Source organism: Kitasatospora sp. NPDC048662 (assembly GCF_055587065.1).
This window is the reverse complement of the sequence record NZ_JBVJHA010000006.1, coordinates 25,322-40,538: the sequence shown is the minus strand read 5'-3', so window position 1 is coordinate 40,538 and position 15,217 is coordinate 25,322. Positions and strand designations below refer to the sequence as shown.

General features: G+C 74.0%; 18 protein-coding genes. 9 read left to right on the top strand and 9 right to left on the bottom strand.

Going from position 1 to position 15,217, the window contains the following annotated elements; translation table 11 throughout:
- The first annotated feature begins 171 nt into the window (after positions 1-171).
- A complete protein-coding gene (locus ACZ6R9_RS18295; RefSeq protein WP_380483069.1) occupies positions 172-675 on the top strand; it encodes a helix-turn-helix transcriptional regulator in 504 nt (167 codons plus the stop codon).
- On the opposite strand, the gene ACZ6R9_RS18290 is transcribed toward ACZ6R9_RS18295, so the two are convergent.
- Together ACZ6R9_RS18290 and ACZ6R9_RS18285 are read right to left on the bottom strand one after the other, a co-directional pair.
- Entirely contained in the window at positions 668-1,438 is a 771-nt protein-coding gene (locus ACZ6R9_RS18290) for a TetR/AcrR family transcriptional regulator (protein ID WP_465538881.1), read from the bottom strand. The two genes, ACZ6R9_RS18295 and ACZ6R9_RS18290, sit on opposite strands and share 8 nt — an antisense overlap.
- 94 nt (positions 1,439-1,532) lie before the next feature.
- Positions 1,533-3,059 carry an MFS transporter gene (locus tag ACZ6R9_RS18285; RefSeq protein ID WP_380483073.1) on the bottom strand — a complete coding sequence of 509 codons (1,527 nt, stop codon included), beginning with the start codon at positions 3,057-3,059 and terminating at the stop codon, positions 1,533-1,535.
- A 182-nt stretch (positions 3,060-3,241) separates the two neighbouring features.
- On the opposite strand from ACZ6R9_RS18285, the gene ACZ6R9_RS18280 reads away from it, so the two are divergent.
- On the top strand, positions 3,242-3,577 hold the full coding sequence (locus ACZ6R9_RS18280; protein WP_380483075.1) for a hypothetical protein: 336 nt from the start codon (positions 3,242-3,244) through the stop codon (positions 3,575-3,577).
- Here ACZ6R9_RS18280 and ACZ6R9_RS18275 read toward each other — a convergent pair.
- Entirely contained in the window at positions 3,528-4,052 is a 525-nt protein-coding gene (locus ACZ6R9_RS18275; protein WP_380483076.1) for an RICIN domain-containing protein, read from the bottom strand. The genes ACZ6R9_RS18280 and ACZ6R9_RS18275 overlap by 50 nt on opposite strands.
- 272 nt (positions 4,053-4,324) lie before the next feature.
- Here ACZ6R9_RS18275 and ACZ6R9_RS18270 point away from each other — a divergent pair, with 272 nt between their 5' ends.
- The 3 genes from ACZ6R9_RS18270 (at position 4,325) to ACZ6R9_RS18260 (ending at position 7,506) form a co-directional block, all read left to right on the top strand.
- Positions 4,325-5,806 (top strand): helix-turn-helix domain-containing protein, encoded by a 1,482-nt coding sequence (locus ACZ6R9_RS18270; protein ID WP_465538880.1) that lies wholly within the window; start codon positions 4,325-4,327, stop codon positions 5,804-5,806.
- A gap of 154 nt (positions 5,807-5,960) precedes the next feature.
- Positions 5,961-7,079 (top strand): NHL repeat-containing protein, encoded by a 1,119-nt coding sequence (locus ACZ6R9_RS18265; RefSeq protein ID WP_380483080.1) that lies wholly within the window; start codon positions 5,961-5,963, stop codon positions 7,077-7,079.
- Positions 7,080-7,182: 103 nt separating this feature from the next.
- Positions 7,183-7,506: a DUF6191 domain-containing protein gene (locus tag ACZ6R9_RS18260; RefSeq protein WP_465538879.1), complete on the top strand. Its 324-nt coding sequence runs from the start codon at positions 7,183-7,185 to the stop codon at positions 7,504-7,506.
- 43 nt (positions 7,507-7,549) lie between these two features.
- Here the strand turns inward: ACZ6R9_RS18260 and ACZ6R9_RS18255 are convergent, their stop codons facing one another.
- The 5 genes from ACZ6R9_RS18255 to ACZ6R9_RS18235 form a co-directional block, all read right to left on the bottom strand.
- Positions 7,550-8,206: a cytochrome P450 gene (locus tag ACZ6R9_RS18255; protein WP_465539371.1), complete on the bottom strand. Its 657-nt coding sequence runs from the start codon at positions 8,204-8,206 to the stop codon at positions 7,550-7,552.
- Positions 8,203-8,538, bottom strand: coding sequence for a hypothetical protein (locus tag ACZ6R9_RS18250; RefSeq protein ID WP_465539394.1), 336 nt, complete (start codon positions 8,536-8,538; stop codon positions 8,203-8,205). Before ACZ6R9_RS18250 ends, ACZ6R9_RS18255 begins: the two co-directional genes overlap by 4 nt.
- Complete coding sequence (locus ACZ6R9_RS18245; protein WP_465538878.1) at positions 8,535-8,693, bottom strand: hypothetical protein; 159 nt, start codon at positions 8,691-8,693, stop codon at positions 8,535-8,537. Before ACZ6R9_RS18245 ends, ACZ6R9_RS18250 begins: the two co-directional genes overlap by 4 nt.
- Before the next feature lie 443 nt (positions 8,694-9,136).
- Positions 9,137-9,466: a hypothetical protein gene (locus ACZ6R9_RS18240; RefSeq protein WP_465538877.1), complete on the bottom strand. Its 330-nt coding sequence runs from the start codon at positions 9,464-9,466 to the stop codon at positions 9,137-9,139.
- Positions 9,466-9,813, bottom strand: a complete 348-nt coding sequence (locus ACZ6R9_RS18235; protein ID WP_465538876.1) for a hypothetical protein — start codon at positions 9,811-9,813, stop codon at positions 9,466-9,468. Before ACZ6R9_RS18235 ends, ACZ6R9_RS18240 begins: the two co-directional genes overlap by 1 nt.
- Before the next feature lie 76 nt (positions 9,814-9,889).
- On the opposite strand from ACZ6R9_RS18235, the gene ACZ6R9_RS18230 reads away from it, so the two are divergent.
- From ACZ6R9_RS18230 to ACZ6R9_RS18220, 3 genes are all read left to right on the top strand, one after another.
- Positions 9,890-10,519, top strand: a complete 630-nt coding sequence (locus tag ACZ6R9_RS18230) for a TetR/AcrR family transcriptional regulator (protein ID WP_465538875.1) — start codon at positions 9,890-9,892, stop codon at positions 10,517-10,519.
- A gap of 141 nt (positions 10,520-10,660) precedes the next feature.
- Entirely contained in the window at positions 10,661-11,515 is an 855-nt protein-coding gene (locus ACZ6R9_RS18225; RefSeq protein WP_465538874.1) for a CHAD domain-containing protein, read from the top strand.
- Between the two features lie 180 nt (positions 11,516-11,695).
- Positions 11,696-12,634: a hypothetical protein gene (locus ACZ6R9_RS18220; RefSeq protein WP_465538873.1), complete on the top strand. Its 939-nt coding sequence runs from the start codon at positions 11,696-11,698 to the stop codon at positions 12,632-12,634.
- Between the two features lie 593 nt (positions 12,635-13,227).
- Here the strand turns inward: ACZ6R9_RS18220 and ACZ6R9_RS18215 are convergent.
- Entirely contained in the window at positions 13,228-14,007 is a 780-nt protein-coding gene (locus tag ACZ6R9_RS18215) for a uracil-DNA glycosylase (protein ID WP_465538872.1), read from the bottom strand.
- 165 nt (positions 14,008-14,172) lie between these two features.
- On the opposite strand from ACZ6R9_RS18215, the gene ACZ6R9_RS18210 reads away from it, so the two are divergent.
- Positions 14,173-15,105: a slipin family protein gene (locus ACZ6R9_RS18210; RefSeq protein ID WP_380483149.1), complete on the top strand. Its 933-nt coding sequence runs from the start codon at positions 14,173-14,175 to the stop codon at positions 15,103-15,105.
- Positions 15,106-15,217 lie beyond the last annotated feature (112 nt).

The following is a 15,217-nucleotide window of genomic DNA, read 5'->3' as shown; positions in this document are numbered from 1 at the left end:
GTCACTTCCTGCGCCACAGGGTGCCACCACTTGGCGGGTTTCGGGTCGGGTTCCGGACGAATAACCGGGCGCGCTCGGGGGTAGGGCACGCCCAGGAGCGCCGCCCGGCGCGCGGCCGAACACGGTACGACCGCCCGGCGCACCCCCCCCGAAGTTCAAGGAGGCATCCGCGTGCGGCTACCCCTGCTCGCACTGCTCGCCATGGGCCCCGCGCACGGCTACCAGCTCCGCCGCGCCCTGGAGAACACCTTCGGCCCGGCCTGGCCGCGCACCAATGACGGGCAGGTGTACATCACCCTGGGCCGGCTGGAGAAGTCCGGCCTGATCGAGGGGCAGGACGTCGCCCAGGACGGCCGCCCCGCCAAGCGGGTCTTCGCGCTGACCGAGGCCGGGCGGCGCGAGCTCGCCGACTGGTTCGCCCGGCCGTCCGAGGGCGCCAAGGTCCGCGAGGAGTTCTTCCTGAAACTCGTGCTCGCCCCGCAGACCCGGCTCGCCGACCGGCGCACCCTGATCGACCTTCAGCGCTCGCACTGCCTGGCCACCCTGCGCGGCCTGAACGCCAGCGCCGACCGGTCCCGCGAACACGGCGCCTCCCGGCTGCTGATCGAGGGCGCGGTGCTGCAACTCAAGGCCGAGCTGGACTGGTTGGAGCGCTGCCAGCAGGAGTTCACGTAGCGGGCCCCGCGGCCCCGGCCGCCATGCCGGCCAGCATCCAGTCCAGGGCGCGGTGGAAATCCCGTTCGCGCAGCAGCTTTTCGGGTTCCTCCGGCCGCTCCAGCAGCGCGCCCGACTCGGCGATCTCCGGAACCCCCCGCACCGCCTCGGTGATCTCCTCGATCAGCCCGTCGGTGGTGGTGCCGACCGCGGCCGCCTTCTCCTGCCAGTTGACCTCGATGGCAGTGAAGCCGTACGTGTACTGGAAGATCGCCGACAGGGCGGCCACCGCGTCGGACTCCGGCAGCGGCGAGTTTCGCGCCACCTCCACGGCGCAGGCGGAGTAGCGGACCGAGTTCGGCCCGATGTTCAGGTAGTCGTTGTAGATCCGCACCGCCCACGGGTGCGCCAGCATCGTCGCCCGCCAGGTGGCCGCCAGCGCCCGCAGGCCGTCCTGCCAGCCGAGCCCGTCGCCGGGCCGGGGCAGCTCCATCTCGCCCGCCACCACGTCCAGCGCCAGCTCCAGCAGGTCGTCCTTGTCGGCGACGTACCAGTACAGCGACATCGGCGTGACGTCGAGCCGGGCCGCCAGCGCGCGCATCGAGAACTTCGCCTCGCCCTGCTCGTCCAGCAGCCGCACCGCCGCCGCCACGATCACCTCGCGGTCCAGGCCGCCCGCGCCGCCCGCGGCCGCCCCCGCCGCGCGGGTGCCCCGGCGGCCCCGGGCAGGCTGCGGGGTGAGCCAGACGCTCTTCTTGACCTGTGAGGCGCGCTTGACGGCCACGCTGCTCCTTCGCGTTCGGGGGGCCGGGCTTGACGGCCCCCACCGTACGCGTTCGGGCCCGCGCGCGGTGCGCGGACCCGGGTGCTCGGTGCTGCTAAGCCGCAGGTGAGGGCTCCGGCGCCGGGGCGGGCGCGGTCGACAGCTGCGCGCGGCGCAGCAGCGCCGCCGAGATCAGGCCGCCGAGCAGGATCGCGGCCGCGCCGATCAGCTGGCTGGAGGTCAGTCCGTCGGAGAACGCCGTCCGCACCGCGGCGCGGACGCCGTCGTCGGGCGCGGCGGCCAGTGCGTCCGGCAGCGACTTCGCGGCCGAGTCGGGCACCTGGGCGGGCAGGCCCGCCGCGAAGCGCGAGCCGAGCACCGCGCCCAGCACGGCCACGCCGAGGCCGCCGCCGAACTCGGTCGCGGTGCCCTGGACGCCCGCTCCCGCGCCCGCCCGCTCCGGCGGGATCGCGCCCATCAGGGCCGAGGCCATCGCCGGGTTGGCGACCGCGATGCCCGCGCCCATCAGCAGCAGGCCCGCGAGCAGGCCGGTGTACCCGTGCGCCGAGCCCGTCACGGCGATCAGCGCGAGGCCGCCGGACAGCAGCGCCATGCCGAGGGCGACCGCCCCCGCGAAGCCGAGCTTCGGCAGCAGCCGGGCGCCGACACCCGTCAGGTTGAGCACCACGATCACCAGCGCCAGCGGGGTCATCCGCAGGCCGGCCTCCAACGGGCGGTAGCCGAGCACCAGTTGCAGGTACTGGGTGAGCAGGAACAGCGAGCCCGCCATGCCGAAGGCGACCAGCACGCCGCCCGCGGCCGCGCCGTTGAACTGGCGGTTGCGGAAGAAGCCCATGTCCAGCATCGGCGTCGGAGTGTGGAACTCCCAGGCCACGAAGCCGGACAGGGCGGCCACGCCGACCGCCGCGGACAGCAGCACCTTGGCCGAGCCCCAGCCGTCCACCGGGCCGGAGATGATCGCGAACACCACGCCGACCATGCCGATGGTGGACAGCACCGCGCCCGGAATGTCGGGCCGGCGCCCGGCCGGGTCGCGGCTCTCCGGCAGCAGGCGGGCCACCGCGAACAGGCCGATCAGCGCCACCGGAAGGTTGATCAGGAAGATCGAGCCCCACCAGAAGTGCGCCAGCAGCACGCCGCCGAGCAGCGGGCCGCCCGCGAAGCCCAGCGAGCTGACGGCGCCCCAGACGCCGATCGCCTTGGGCACCTCCTCGCCCTGGAAGACCTGCATCACCACGGCGAGCGTGGTGGTCATCAGCAGGGCGCCGCCGATGCCCATGCCGGCCCGGGCGGCGATCAGCTGGCCGGTGGACTGGGCGAAGGCGGCCGTGGCGGAGCCGAGACCGAACAGCGCCAGCCCGGCCAGCAGGGCGCGCTTGCGCCCGTACCGGTCGGCGAGGCTGCCGGCCGTCAGCAGCAGGCCGGACTGCACCAGCGAGTAGGCGTTGATCATCCACTGGATATCGGCCGTGCCCGCGCCCAACTCCTCGGTCAGCGACGGGATCGCGACGTTCAGCACGGTGTTGTCGAGCAGGACCACCAGGGTGGCGAGACACACCACCGCCAGGATCACCCAGCGGCGCGGGTGCGGGGTGGTCGCAGGGACGGACGTTTGTGACAAGAGGGCTCCCCCAAGCGGACGCGGACGAAGGCACCCGGTGGTGGCCGGGCGTTCCTTGTACACCGTAGAGGAATCCTTCTACGGTGTACAACGACTATGCGTGACGGGGGGTCGGGAGGGTTGACGGCTAACGCTAATAGCCTTAGCTTCGGATGGGTGGAGCGGCGGAAGGAGCAGTGGCCGTGGGGGAGTTGACGGACCGGCGGCAGGCCGGGCCCGGCCCGGTGAGCCGGCTCGGGTGGGCGGCCCTGGCGCTGTGCTCGGCCGCCTTCGCGGTCTTCGAGGCCGCGGTGCACGGCTGGTGGACGGGCCTGGCGGGCGCCGCGCTGCTCGTCGTCCCGCTACTGGTGCGCCGTGCCACCCGCCGCGCGCTGCCGCCGATCGTCGTGCTGGTCGCCTACAGCCTCTCGCCGCTGGACCAGCCGTGGATCTTCACCGCCGCCCTCGGGTGGCTCACCGCCGTCGCGGTCAGACGTGCCAGCGCTGGTCGGCCGCGTCGTTGCAGTACCACTGAATGATCGGGGTGCGGTTCGCGGAGTTGCCGCCCTGCACACTGACGCACAGGCCCGAGTTCTTGTTCTTGAAGCGCATGTTCGAGCTGTCGATCATGTAGTTGTCGATGTAGAAAGTCTGGTTCGCCCCGCCGTGGCACTCCCACTGGCCGAGCTGCGCGCCCGGCTGGGTGGTCCAGCCCGGCGCCTCCAGGCACAGGCCCCAGCGGTTCACGATCTCGCAGGCGCCGCCGCCCGTGTTCTCGAACGTCCACTGCTGGTCGTTGTTGCCGTTGCAGTCCCATTCGAACGCCGGGAGGCCGTTGCCGTCGCCTCCGCCGTCCAGCGCCAGGCACTTGTTGGTGGCGTTGCTCTTCAGGTTCCCCTGGAAGTCGCTGGCGGCCGAGGCGGAGCCCGCCGAGGTCAGCGAGAGCGTCACGGTCAGCGCGGTGACGGCGCCGGCGGCGGTGAGCAGACGGCCGAGGCCGGTCCTGCGGGTCATGGATCCTCCAGATCGGTGCTGCTGGTGCGGTGCCCCGGGTGTGACGTCCGGGCGCGGCGCCCCGGTGCGTGCCCCGGGCGCGGTGCCCCGGTGCGTGCCCCGGGTGCGGTGCCCCGTCAACCTAGGCCGACGCCGCGGCCGGCCGGGTGTGACGGTGCCCAGCGAGCCCGGCCGGACGGTGTCGAACTGCACACCGAGCGTGTTGATCTTCCGCGCGGGGCGCGGATAGCCTGGGGGCGAATCGACTTCGGATGTCACTCGGGGGAAGCGGCATGCGCGAGACGCCCCCGCCGGGAAGTCGGACCGCCCAGCGCCTGCGCCGCGCCGACGACGTCCTCGACCTCCAGGCCGCCGGCCGCCGCGGCGGCACCCCCGCCGTCCTGCGCCGACTCGCCGCCCGCGCCCGGGTCGGCGTCCTGCTGCTGCACCCCACCGGCACCGACGCCAGCCCGCCGCCCGCACCCGTCGGCACCGCCGAACGCGCCCTGGCCCGCAGCGCCGTCCGCGAAGCCGTCACCCGCGGCACCGGCTCCGCCGCCCTCGGACAGGCCACCCTGACCTGCCTGGTCGTCACCCTGCCCGGCCCGCCCGGCACCCGGCCGCCCGTCCTCGCCGCCGTCGCACCCCGACCCGCCCCGCCCGACCTGCCCGTGCTGCTCGCCGACGCCGCCACCGTCCTCAGCCTCACCTGGGACGCCGAACGCGGCCGCCGACAGGCCCACCGGGCGCAACTCGCCGCCACCGGCACCCGCGAAGCCGTCCTGCACCTGCTGATGGACGGCCAGGTCGCCGTCGCCCGGCGGCTCGCCCGCACCCTGCGCCGCGAACTGCCCGACACCGTACGGATGTACGCCGTCGAAGGACCCGCCGCCCGCCGGGACGCCGCCGACTGGGCCGCCGAAGGCGCCGCCTGGGTCGGCCGCGAACCCGGAGGCGCCCACCGCACCCTCGTCCTGGAACCCGCCGCCGGCACCCGCCCGCTCGCCGCCTGGCTGCACCACCCCGCCGTCGCCGACACCTGCCACGTCGGCATCAGCGACCCCGTCCCGGTGCGCGACACCGCCCTCGCCCACCACCAGGCCCGCCAGGCCCTCACCGCCGCCCGCCGACACCCCGAACGCCGCGCCGCCCACGCCCGACCCGGCGACCTCGCACCCGTCCTCGGCCCGGACGGCGCCGCCTGGGCCGCCGCCACCCTCGCCCCCCTGCACACCCACCGACCCGCCCGCCCCCAGGACCCCGACGGCCCCGCCCTGCTCGCCACCGCCGCCGCCTGGCTGCACCACCCCACCGACGCCGCCGCCCGCCTCGGCATCCACCGCAACACCCTCGCCGCCCGCCTCGCCCACCTCCACCACCGCCTCGGCCTCGACCCGCACCGCCTCGCCGACCGGGCCACCCTGGCCCTGGCCCTGCGGATAGGCACTGACGGCCAGTCAAGTGACTTTGGCGGCACCGGACTTGACGCGATCCTGGGCCGGCCCCAGGTGATCGAATGGGCCCTGAGCAGACTCCACCCGCTGCACGCCCCCGACGCCCCGACCGCGCTGGCGGACACCCTCAAACGCTGGCTCCGGCACGACGCCCGGATCGGCCCCACCGCACAGGAGACGGGCCTCTCACCGTCGGCCGTCCGCAAACGCCTCGGCCGGATCGAAACCCTGCTCAACTGCACACTGCTGCGCCCGCCGAGCGCCGTCCACGACCTGTGGCTCGCCCACCGCGCCCTGGAACTGGCCGACCGCCCGTCGTGAGCGGCCCGTGTCGGCCCGGGGTCAATTGGCGGAACCGGCAAGCGGCGCGCCGAGCGGGGTGCCTAGCGTGGCCTGCCGGGGGGCAGTTCATCGCACGTTCACGGGTCGGGACCGCCGGTTGCGCAGGTCCGGCCCGCTCCTCAGGAGGCAGTACATGAGACTTCGGGCATGTTTGAGCGCGCTGGCGACCGCCGCGCTGACCGTCGGCCTGACCGCCGCTGTGCCCTCGACCCACGGGACCGGCCCGCGGCCGTTCCTGGACCGGCTGAACACCGTCACCCTCGTCGCGTCCACCGTGCCGGCGAACGGCGACCAGAACCCGTACGGCACGTTCACGATCAAGGAGAGCGTCGGGGACCTGCACCGCGGCAGCGTCCTGGTCAGCAACTTCAACAACTCGGCCAACCTGCAGGGCACCGGCACCACCCTGGTGCAGGTCGCTCCGAACGGCGCCGTCACCACCTTCGCCACCATCGACCCGAGCCATCTGCCCGGCCCCTGCCCCGGCGGCGTCGGCCTCACCACCGCGCTCACCGTGCTGCCCGGCGGCTGGGTCGTGGTCGGCAGCCTGCCCACCGCCGACGGCACGGCCGACACCGCCCAGGCCGGCTGCCTGCTGGTGCTCGACCGGCACGGCACCGTCCGCGAGACGATCGTCGGCGGCGGCATCAACGGCCCCTGGGACATGACCGCCGTCAGCCACGGCCGGCACAGCGAACTGTTCGTCACCAACGTGCTCAACGGCACCGTCGCCGCGGGCGGCGCGGAGATCGACGCGGGCACCGTGCTGCGGATCACCCTGAGCATGAACGGCGACCAGCCGCCGCAGCGGGAGAACACCACCGTGATCGGCTCCGGCTTCCCCGAACGGACGGACCCCGCCGCGCTGGTGGTCGGCCCGACCGGCGTCGGCCTCGGACACGACGGCACGCTCTACGTCGCCGACACGGTGCTGAGCCGGATCACCGCCATCCCGCGCGCGCTCACCCGCGACAACAGCGCCGGCATCGGGCGGGTCATCAGCTCCGGCGGGAACCTCAACGGCCCGCTGGGCATGGCCGTCACACCCAAGGGTGACCTGCTGACCGTCAACGGCCAGGACGGCAACATCGTCGAGACCACCCCCGGCGGGGAGCAGGTCGCGACCAAGCAGATCAACGACGAGGGCACCCCGCCCGGCGCGGGCGCGCTCTTCGGCCTCGCCCTGGACCTCGACTGCGACGCCGTCTACTTCGTCAACGACGCCGACAACACACTGGAGCTCCTGCACTGAGGCCGCCGGCGCCCGCTCAGGCGCCAGCTTCGGCGCCCGCTCCGGCGCCCGCTCCGGCGCGCGGCGACGGTCTCCACCGTTGCCGCGCGCCGAAGGAACTTCCGTGGCGCGGTGGGGCGTTGAGCCCGGCATGGTGGCATTGGTGGCGGTGATGGGCAGCCTGGTGTTCCCCGCGGCGCTGGTACTGCTGGGGTTCGCGGCCTCGGCGGCGCGACGCGCGGCGGTGCGGTGGACCGGCCCGGCGGAGGCCGGGCGCGGGGTCGGGGCACAGGCGGGGGAGGAGTTGCACGCGCTGCTGTACGTGGGGAAGCGGGTGCAGCTGGAGCAGCGGCGGATCGAGCTGGTACTGCGCGACGACGAGCACGACGGCGCGCCGCCGCGCACCGGGATCGACTTGGCGGTGGGGACAGTGCGGATTCGGCGGTAACGGGAGTCGTGCGGGGGTGAGTTGACGGTCGTGCCGGTGGCCCTCAGTGCGCGGCGATCCGCAGGTGCAGGCGGCGCGGGCGCAGCACGGTGGCCAGCGGGACGGGCCGCAGGTCGGCGTCCGGCTCCGGGACGAGGCGCCGACGGGAGAGCAGGGTGGCCAGGACGAGGACGCACTCGGTGCGGGCGAACAGGTCGCCCACGCACTTGCGGGCGCCCGTCCCGAACGGCAGGAACGCCCGCCTGGCCGCCCGGGTGACCCGCTCGGGCCGCCAGCGGTCGGGGTCGAACTGGGCCGGTGCCAGGTACGCGGCCGGGTGCCGGGACACCGCCGCCGGGGAGAACACCAGCGTGGTCCCCACCGGGAGGGTGCGGCCCGCCAGTTCGGTGGGTGCGGTGGTCACCCGGGTGAACAGCCAGCCTGGCGGGTGCAGGCGCAGCGTCTCCGACACCACCCTGTCCACGGAGCCCAGGTGCGGCAGGTCCGCCCACCCCGGGGCGCGGCGGTCCGGCAGCACCTCCGCCAGTTCCGCCCGTACCTGCTCGGCCGCCGCCGGGTGCTGGGACAGCCGCCACAACGCCCAGGTGAGGGTGGCCGCGACGGTCTCGGTGCCGGCCGCGAGCAGGGTGATCACCTGGTCGTGCACCTCGGTGTCGGTGAGCCGCGCCCCGTCGTCGTGGGCGGCGAGAAGTGCGGTCAGCAGGTCGGGTTCTCGCCGAGGGTGTGGGGCGGTGCGGTGGTGTCGGGCGGCGCGGTGGGGTCGGGCTGGGGGAGGGGCGAGCGGTAGGTGGCGATCAACTGCCGGGTGGCGTCGTGCAGATGGGCCAGCGCCCAGCGGTAACGCAGGTTGCCCGGCAGCGGCAGCTTGCCTACCTGCGTGGGTAGGAACATCTGCCGGAACACCCCGTTCAGCACGGTGTCGAACGCCTGCTCCACGCTGCGCGCCAGCTCCGCGTCGATCGCCGTCGCGCAGAGCGTCCGGCCCAGGGTGCGCAGCGCGATCCCGTGGAACGTGGGGAAGGCGTCGATCACCTTGCCCGGTTGCCGCCCGCCGTGGCGAACTCGATCTCGGCCTGCATGGCGCGCGCATACCTGGCCAACTGCGGGCGGCGGAAGGCGGACTGGACCAGCCGGCGCTGGTGCGGGTGGTTGCGGTACGGGTAGGTGACCAGGCCGTTGCCCGCCACGTCCCGCGCCCGGTCGTAGAACGCCCCGCCCTTTGTCGAACAGCCGGTGGTCGGCCAGCATCTGGTTCAACAGGTCAGGATGACACGGGACTTGAACGGTCATCGGGCCGAGCCGCACCGCCACCAGGTCGCCGTGCAGATGCAGCGAGGACAGATACCCCGCCGACCCGCGCAGCAGCCGGTGCCCGTGCCCGAGCAGCGGCAGGGCGCCCGGCGCGACGGCGGCGGATTAGGTCGGGGGCTGCGACGGTTGCGGCATCTCTCCACGGTAGGCAGCCCAGGCGGGTGGCGGGCCGTGAGCTGCGGCTCGCCGCCACGGCGGGCCGTGAGCTGCGGCTCGCCGCCACGGCGGGCCGGGCGGGCGGCGGGCGCGGCGAGGCGAGGGCGAACGTGGACTCGCAGGGTGGTTGGCCGTGCGTCGAGTTGGCGGGGTGTCATGGCTGTCATCGCCGGTCCCAGGGGGAGTGGTTGGCGCGGTCGGGCCGGTGGACGCGGTCTGCGCGGTCTGCGTGGTCGGATCGGTGGAGGTGGTCGGCGTGGTCGGCGCGGTCGGTGCGGTCGGATCGGTGGAGGCGGTCGGTGCGATCGGCGCGGTCGAGGCCGAGGAGTGCGGACGGGCTGCGGTGTTCCGGTGCGAACGGGATGCCGGAGGTGAGGCCGCGCAGGCCGACGGCCAGGGCCTCGCCCAGGAAGCCGACGCCGATGGACAGTTGGACCGGGCGGGCGTCGGCGGGCAGCCCGGCGTGCTCGGCGAGGAGCGAGAACGCGGCCATCACCCCCAGCGAGCCGGCGGCGACCAGGAACGTAACGTCCAGCCGGTGTAGCGCTGCCAGAGCACGCCCTGGCGCGCTTCGACCCGGACGGTCGCACCGCGCAGCGCGCCCGTCGCGAGACCGAGCACGATGCCCGCCGCGATCCAGGCCCAGTCGGCGGGGCCCAGGCCGTGGTGCAGGCCGTGGTGCAGTTCGTGGCGCTGCCAGAGCGACCACGCGCCGAGTGCCGTGAGGACCACCGGCGGTCCGAACAGGTCCCGTGCGTTGAGCGGTTCGCCGCGCAGTCGCCGGACCACCACCACGACGACCACTGCCGTGATCAGGGCGGCGCTCAGCCATCCGTGCATCGTTCTGTTCCCCCGGAATCTTTTTAGCTCGACTGTGCCAAAACGCAATTTAGCTCGCCCGTGCTATAACGGCAACGTGCCGAAGATCGTGGACCCCGAGGAGCGTCGCCAGGCCGTCGCAGACGCCGTACTGCGCGTCGCGGCCAGAGAAGGCCTTGAGCATGCCTCGCTGCGGAACGTCGCCGACGAGGCCGGACTGGCGATCGGCTCGGTGCGGCACTACTTCGCCGGCAGCTCGGAGCTGATGATCTTCGCGATGGGGGAGCTGGCCCGCCGCATAGAAGCCCGGATCTGGACCCGCGCGGCCGCCCTGCTCGACCCTGCCGCGACCGGCGACCGGCGCGAACTCACCCTTCAACTCCTCGCCGAGACACTCCCGTTGGACGCCGAACGTCGCAACGAGTCCGCCGTCTGGCTGTCCTTCGTCACCGCCGCCCGCACCCGCCCCGAACTCCGGGGCCGCCTCGCCACGATGCAGGCGGGCCTGGACGAACTCATCCACCGCGTCCTGGTCGAGACCCGCCGCGCCGGCGCGCTCGCCCCCGGCCTCGACCTCGGCGTGGAAACCCGCCGCCTCTCCGCCCTCCTCGACGGCCTCACCCTCCAGGCCGTCCAACACCCCCTCCTGGTCGGCCCGGACGAACTCTGCGCCGTCCTGCGCAGCCACCTCGACTCACTGGCCGGGCACCGAGGCGTTCAAGACTGAGCCGGTGGGCCGCCCGCAAGGGACTTGACGTCCGTCGCCCCGAGCCGTCGCCCCGAGTGGCCGCGTCGGCGCGGCGCGGCGCCCCGCGCGAACCCGCCACCACCGGCCTACCCTTGGCAGGCACGGAAGGACGTGGCGAACGTGGCACACCTCGACGGCAGCGCGGGGGACGTTCTCACCGCACGCCTGCGTGAACAGACCGCGAAAATCGTCGCCCTGGAACCCGACGTCCGTGCCGACCGGCCCGATGCCGTCCACCAGATGCGCGTCGCCGCCCGTCGCCTGCGCAGCGCCCTGCGCACCCACCGCCGCCACCTGGCCGGCGACCACACCGGTCTGGAGAACGAACTGCGCCGACTCGGTCGCGACCTCGGCCAGGCCCGCGACGCCGAGGTGCTCGGCGAGCGCCTCCTCGCCCAGGCCCGCGAACTCCCCGACGGTGGCGACCGCGACCGCGTCATCGCCGAACTCACCACCTGGAGCAGCCGGGAGGCCCGCGAAGGCCGCGCCGCGACCCTTGCCGCGCTCGACAGTCAACGCTTCCGCGACCTGCTCACCGCCCTCACCGAACTCGCCGACAACCCCCCGCTCAACGCCCGCGCGACGCGGCCCGCCGGACCGGAACTCACCCGCATCCTGCGCCGCGAACACCGCCGCACCGCCGAACGCCTCGCCACCGCCGAAGACACCCCCGAGGGCCCGGCCCGCGAACGTGCCCTGCACGACGCACGCAAGGCCGCGAAGCGCGCCCGCTACGCCGGTGAGACCGTCGGCCGCCCGGCCCGCAGCTTCACCCGCCGGATGAAAGCGCTGCAGGACGTCCTGGGCCGCCACCAGGACGCGATCGTCGCTCGCGCGGCGGTGCGGGGGCTGTCGGACGGGGGTTTCGGGTACGGGGTGTTGTTCGGTCGGCAGGTGGGGGAGGCGGTGTTCGCGCGGGAGTTGTTGCCGGGGGTGTGGGAGAGGGCGGGGCGTCGGCCGAAGCGGATTCGGTGACGGGGGGTGTCGGGCGGGGCGGATGGCAGCTGCACCGTGCTTCCTCCGGCGATCCGTCCGTCGCCTTCCGGGCGCTGGCCCCTCACCGATCAAGCGGTGAAGCGGGAGCGATCGCGGGAACTTGATCACGGTGTCCGGCCGTGGTTCAGTGCGCAGCAACACGTGGGCGGGGGAGGAACGATGGCGCGCGGAGGGACCCGGGTGGCCGGGTGGGCGGCGGTGCTGAGCGGCGTGTTCGCGGCCGGGCACGGGGCGGCAGTGGCGCTGCTGCCGTCCGGGCAGCGGGCCGGGACGGCGGAGCGGGTGCTGCCCACCCTCGTCGCGGTGCTGTGTGCGCTCGCCTGGCTGGTGGCCGCCGTGCTCGACCGGCGGCGGGCCGAACCGCGCAAGGAGACCGGGTCGCGGCGCCCGTCCTGGCTGCTGGCCGGACTGCTCGGTGTCGGCATGGTGCTCACCTCCGTCGCGGCGCTCGCCCAGGCCAACGGGCCGGACGGGGCCGACGGGCGGCAGCTGCGGCGGATCGCGCAGGCGGGCGAGGTGGAGCGGAAGGTGTCGATCGTCGCGGTGCGCTCCGAGCCGAAGGCGCTGGGGCGGGTGAACCGCCACCAGGTGTTCCGCACCACCATCGATCTGGAAGTGCCGTACGAGGCCGGCCCGCGTACCGTCACCACCCAGGTGGAGACGCGTGGCACGCCGTACGCGGGTGAGCAGGTGGCCGTCCAATTTGCGCCCACTGCACCGGAGTTGGGCGTCCGTGCCGAACGTGAGGTGGCGGTGGACGGGCTCGGGCTGATCTGGATCCTGCTGCTCGGGGCGGTCGCGCTGGTCGTTGCCCCGATCGTGCTGATCGCCCAGCGGGCAAGGGTGCACGCCTGGCGCCGCTACCGCCCCGGCGTCCACCTGCCCGCCCTCGCACTGCTGTTGCTCGGCGCCGCCACCGCCGGATACGTCGGGCTCGCCCTGCCGTCACCGTGGCTGGGCTGGCCACTGGCCGTCCTCGCTGCTGCCACGCCCTGGCTGTGCCTGGCATTCGCGACCCGGCCCGACGCCGGGCGCGCGGCGATCGACCGGACGGCGCGCGGGCTCGGCCGAGCGTTGATCAGCCGTCAGGGGCGGTGAGTTGGGACCGGGTGGTGGTGTCCGGTGGCGGGTTGTGCAGGGTGAGGGTGGCTTGGTCCGGGTGGGCCGGCGGGGTTGGTGAGCGGGATGTCGCGCGGTCGGACGGCTGGTGATCAGCCGCCACTCGCGGCGACGTATCGGCCAGGTCACGCAGCGCCAGGGCAGAGAGGTGTGGACTACCTGATGGCGGCGGGCAGCGGGCGGGCGAGCGGGGTGGCGCGCAGGCTGCCGGCTGCTGATCGGCCGTCAGGTGCGGTGGGTTGTCGGCGGGGACGGAGCCCGGCGCGGCTCGGCCCGGTGGGCGGCGGTGAGTCGGGACGGAGGCGTTGGGCAAGCGCAGTTCCCCAGGGGTCAACTCGGCCTGCCCGGTGAGGGGATGACGACCGTGAGGAGTGCCGCAAACCGCTCGCGTCGGGGCCGACCTGGGCGGGGTACGGGTGGTTTCGTCGCCCACCCGGTCGATGCGCGGCCGACCTCTACGGACTGCTCCGCCAGGCCGGACTCGTCCCCGACCGGATTCCGCACCTCTGACCGGACTGCACGGGATCGCCCCGCCCGGGGCGACCTTCGAACGGGCAGGCGGGTGACGGTCGTCAGGAAGGCGGCGGGGCAGTCGGGTTCAGGCCGGCGGTGGTGGCCGCGGTGTGGAGGAGGGCGTCGACCATGGTGGGGGTGAGTCGGCCGGTGTAGGTGTTGCGGGGGCTGACGTGGAAGCAGCCGTAGAGGTTGAGGGGCGGGCCGCCGTCGGTGGCGGGGAGGACGGCGTGGGCGCCGTGGGTGAAGGCCGGGCGGGGGCGGGGGATTTGCCAGCCGGCGGCGGCGAGGGCGGGGAGGACCGCCTGCCAGGCGAAGCCGCCGAGGGCGACCACGGCGCGGACGGTGGGGCGGAGGTACTGGAACTCGCGGACGATCCAGGGGCGGCAGGTGTCGCGTTCCTCGTTGGTGGGCTTGTTCTCCGGCGGGGCGCAGCGGACCGGGTCGGTGATGCGGACGCCGAACAGTTCGAGGCCGTCGTTGCGCCAGGTGGAGTGCGGCTGGGAGGCCAGGCCGAGCCGGTGCAGGGAGGCGTACAGCAGGTCGCCGGACGGGTCGCCGGTGAAGATCCGGCCCGTTCGGTTCCCGCCGTGCGCGGCGGGGGCGAGTCCGACCAGAACCAGGCGGGCGTCGGTCGGTCCGAAGCCCGGGATCGGCCGCGCCCAGTAGTCCTGGTCCTGGAACGCGCGGCGCTTCACCCGGGCCGCCTCCTCCCGCCACTCGACCAGCCGCGGGCAGGCCCGGCAGCCGATCACCAACTCGTCCATCTCGGCCAGCCCGTGGACACGTTCGACCAGTTCGGAGGGCAGTTCGGAGGGCGGTTCGGAGGGCGGTTCCATGGCCCCGATCGTAGGCCCGCGCACCGGCCGGCCGGTGGGACGGCCGGACGGAGACCCAACGGGAAAGCGTTTTCCGGCCGGGTCTCCAGCAGCCGGGCCCGTGGGGCGGGTCCGGAGTAGCGTGGAGGTACAAGTGTGCGTGCCGTACGGGTCGAGGTGACGGCGATGATCGCGGTTGACGTGGTGATTGCGCTGCTGGTGCTGCTGGCCGTGTTGGCCGGGCTGAGCGTGCGCATGGTGCAGCAGTACCAGCTCGGGGTGGTGTTCCGGTTCGGGCGGGTGCTGGACGAGGTGCGGCCCCCGGGGCTGGTGCGGATCATGCCGATCGCCGACCGGCTGCGCCGGGTGAACGTGCAGATCATCACCATGCCGGTGCCCGCGCAGGAGGGCATCACCCGGGACAACGTGACCGTCCGGGTGGACGCGGTGGTGTACTTCAAGGTGGTCGATCCGGTGAAGGCGATCGTCAACGTGCAGGACTACTCCTTCGCGATGTCGCAGGTCGCGCAGACCTCGCTGCGGTCGATCATCGGCAAGAGCGAATTGGACGACCTGCTGGCCAACCGCGAGCCGATCAATCAGGGCCTGGAGCTGATGCTGGACAGCCCCGCGCTGGGCTGGGGCATCCAGATCGACCGGGTGGAGATCAAGGACGTGGCGCTGCCCGAGTCGATGAAGCGCTCGATGGCCCGGCAGGCCGAGGCGGACCGGGAGCGGCGGGCCCGGATCATCACCGCCGACGGCGAGTACCAGGCGTCCGCGCGTCTGTCGGAGGCCGCGAAGGTGATGGCCGCGACCCCGGCCGCGCTGCAACTGCGGCTGCTGCAGACCGTGGTGGAGGTCGCCGCGGAGAAGAACTCCACACTCGTGCTGCCGTTCCCGGTGGAGCTGCTGCGCTTCCTGGAGAGCGCCACCGAACGCAACTCCGCACAGGCCGTCGAGGCCACCGAGGTCGCGGCGCAGCTCGCGGAGAACGAGATCGAGGGGACGGAGCCGGAGCCGGACGTCGAGCAGCTGGAGCTGCCGCAGGTCGCGGCGGCCGTCGAAGTCGGGCTCCCGGAGCACCCGTTGGACGTCGCCCCGCGGCACGCGGCGTGACCGGCCGGACGGGCGGCACGGGTGCGGGCAGGACGGCCAGCGGTGGCGGGCGGTCCGGTGGCGGGGCCAGCATGGAAGACGGCCAGTGGACACAACCAGCTCGGGAGGTCCG

Excerpts from the sequence above, each read along its gene's own strand:
- ACZ6R9_RS18240 (WP_465538877.1), bottom strand. The coding sequence starts at position 9,466 with ATGGCCGCGTTCTCGCTCCTCGCCGAGCACGCCGGGCTGCCCGCCGAC.
- ACZ6R9_RS18235 (WP_465538876.1), bottom strand. The coding sequence starts at position 9,813 with ATGCACGGATGGCTGAGCGCCGCCCTGATCACGGCAGTGGTCGTCGTG.
- ACZ6R9_RS18215 (WP_465538872.1), bottom strand. The coding sequence starts at position 14,007 with ATGGAACCGCCCTCCGAACCGCCCTCCGAACTGCCCTCCGAACTGGTC.
- ACZ6R9_RS18265 (WP_380483080.1), top strand. The coding sequence starts at position 5,961 with ATGAGACTTCGGGCATGTTTGAGCGCGCTGGCGACCGCCGCGCTGACC.
- ACZ6R9_RS18220 (WP_465538873.1), top strand. The coding sequence starts at position 11,696 with ATGGCGCGCGGAGGGACCCGGGTGGCCGGGTGGGCGGCGGTGCTGAGC.
- ACZ6R9_RS18210 (WP_380483149.1), top strand. The coding sequence starts at position 14,173 with ATGATCGCGGTTGACGTGGTGATTGCGCTGCTGGTGCTGCTGGCCGTG.
- ACZ6R9_RS18270 (WP_465538880.1), top strand. The coding sequence starts at position 4,325 with ATGCGCGAGACGCCCCCGCCGGGAAGTCGGACCGCCCAGCGCCTGCGC.
- ACZ6R9_RS18275 (WP_380483076.1), bottom strand. The coding sequence starts at position 4,052 with ATGACCCGCAGGACCGGCCTCGGCCGTCTGCTCACCGCCGCCGGCGCC.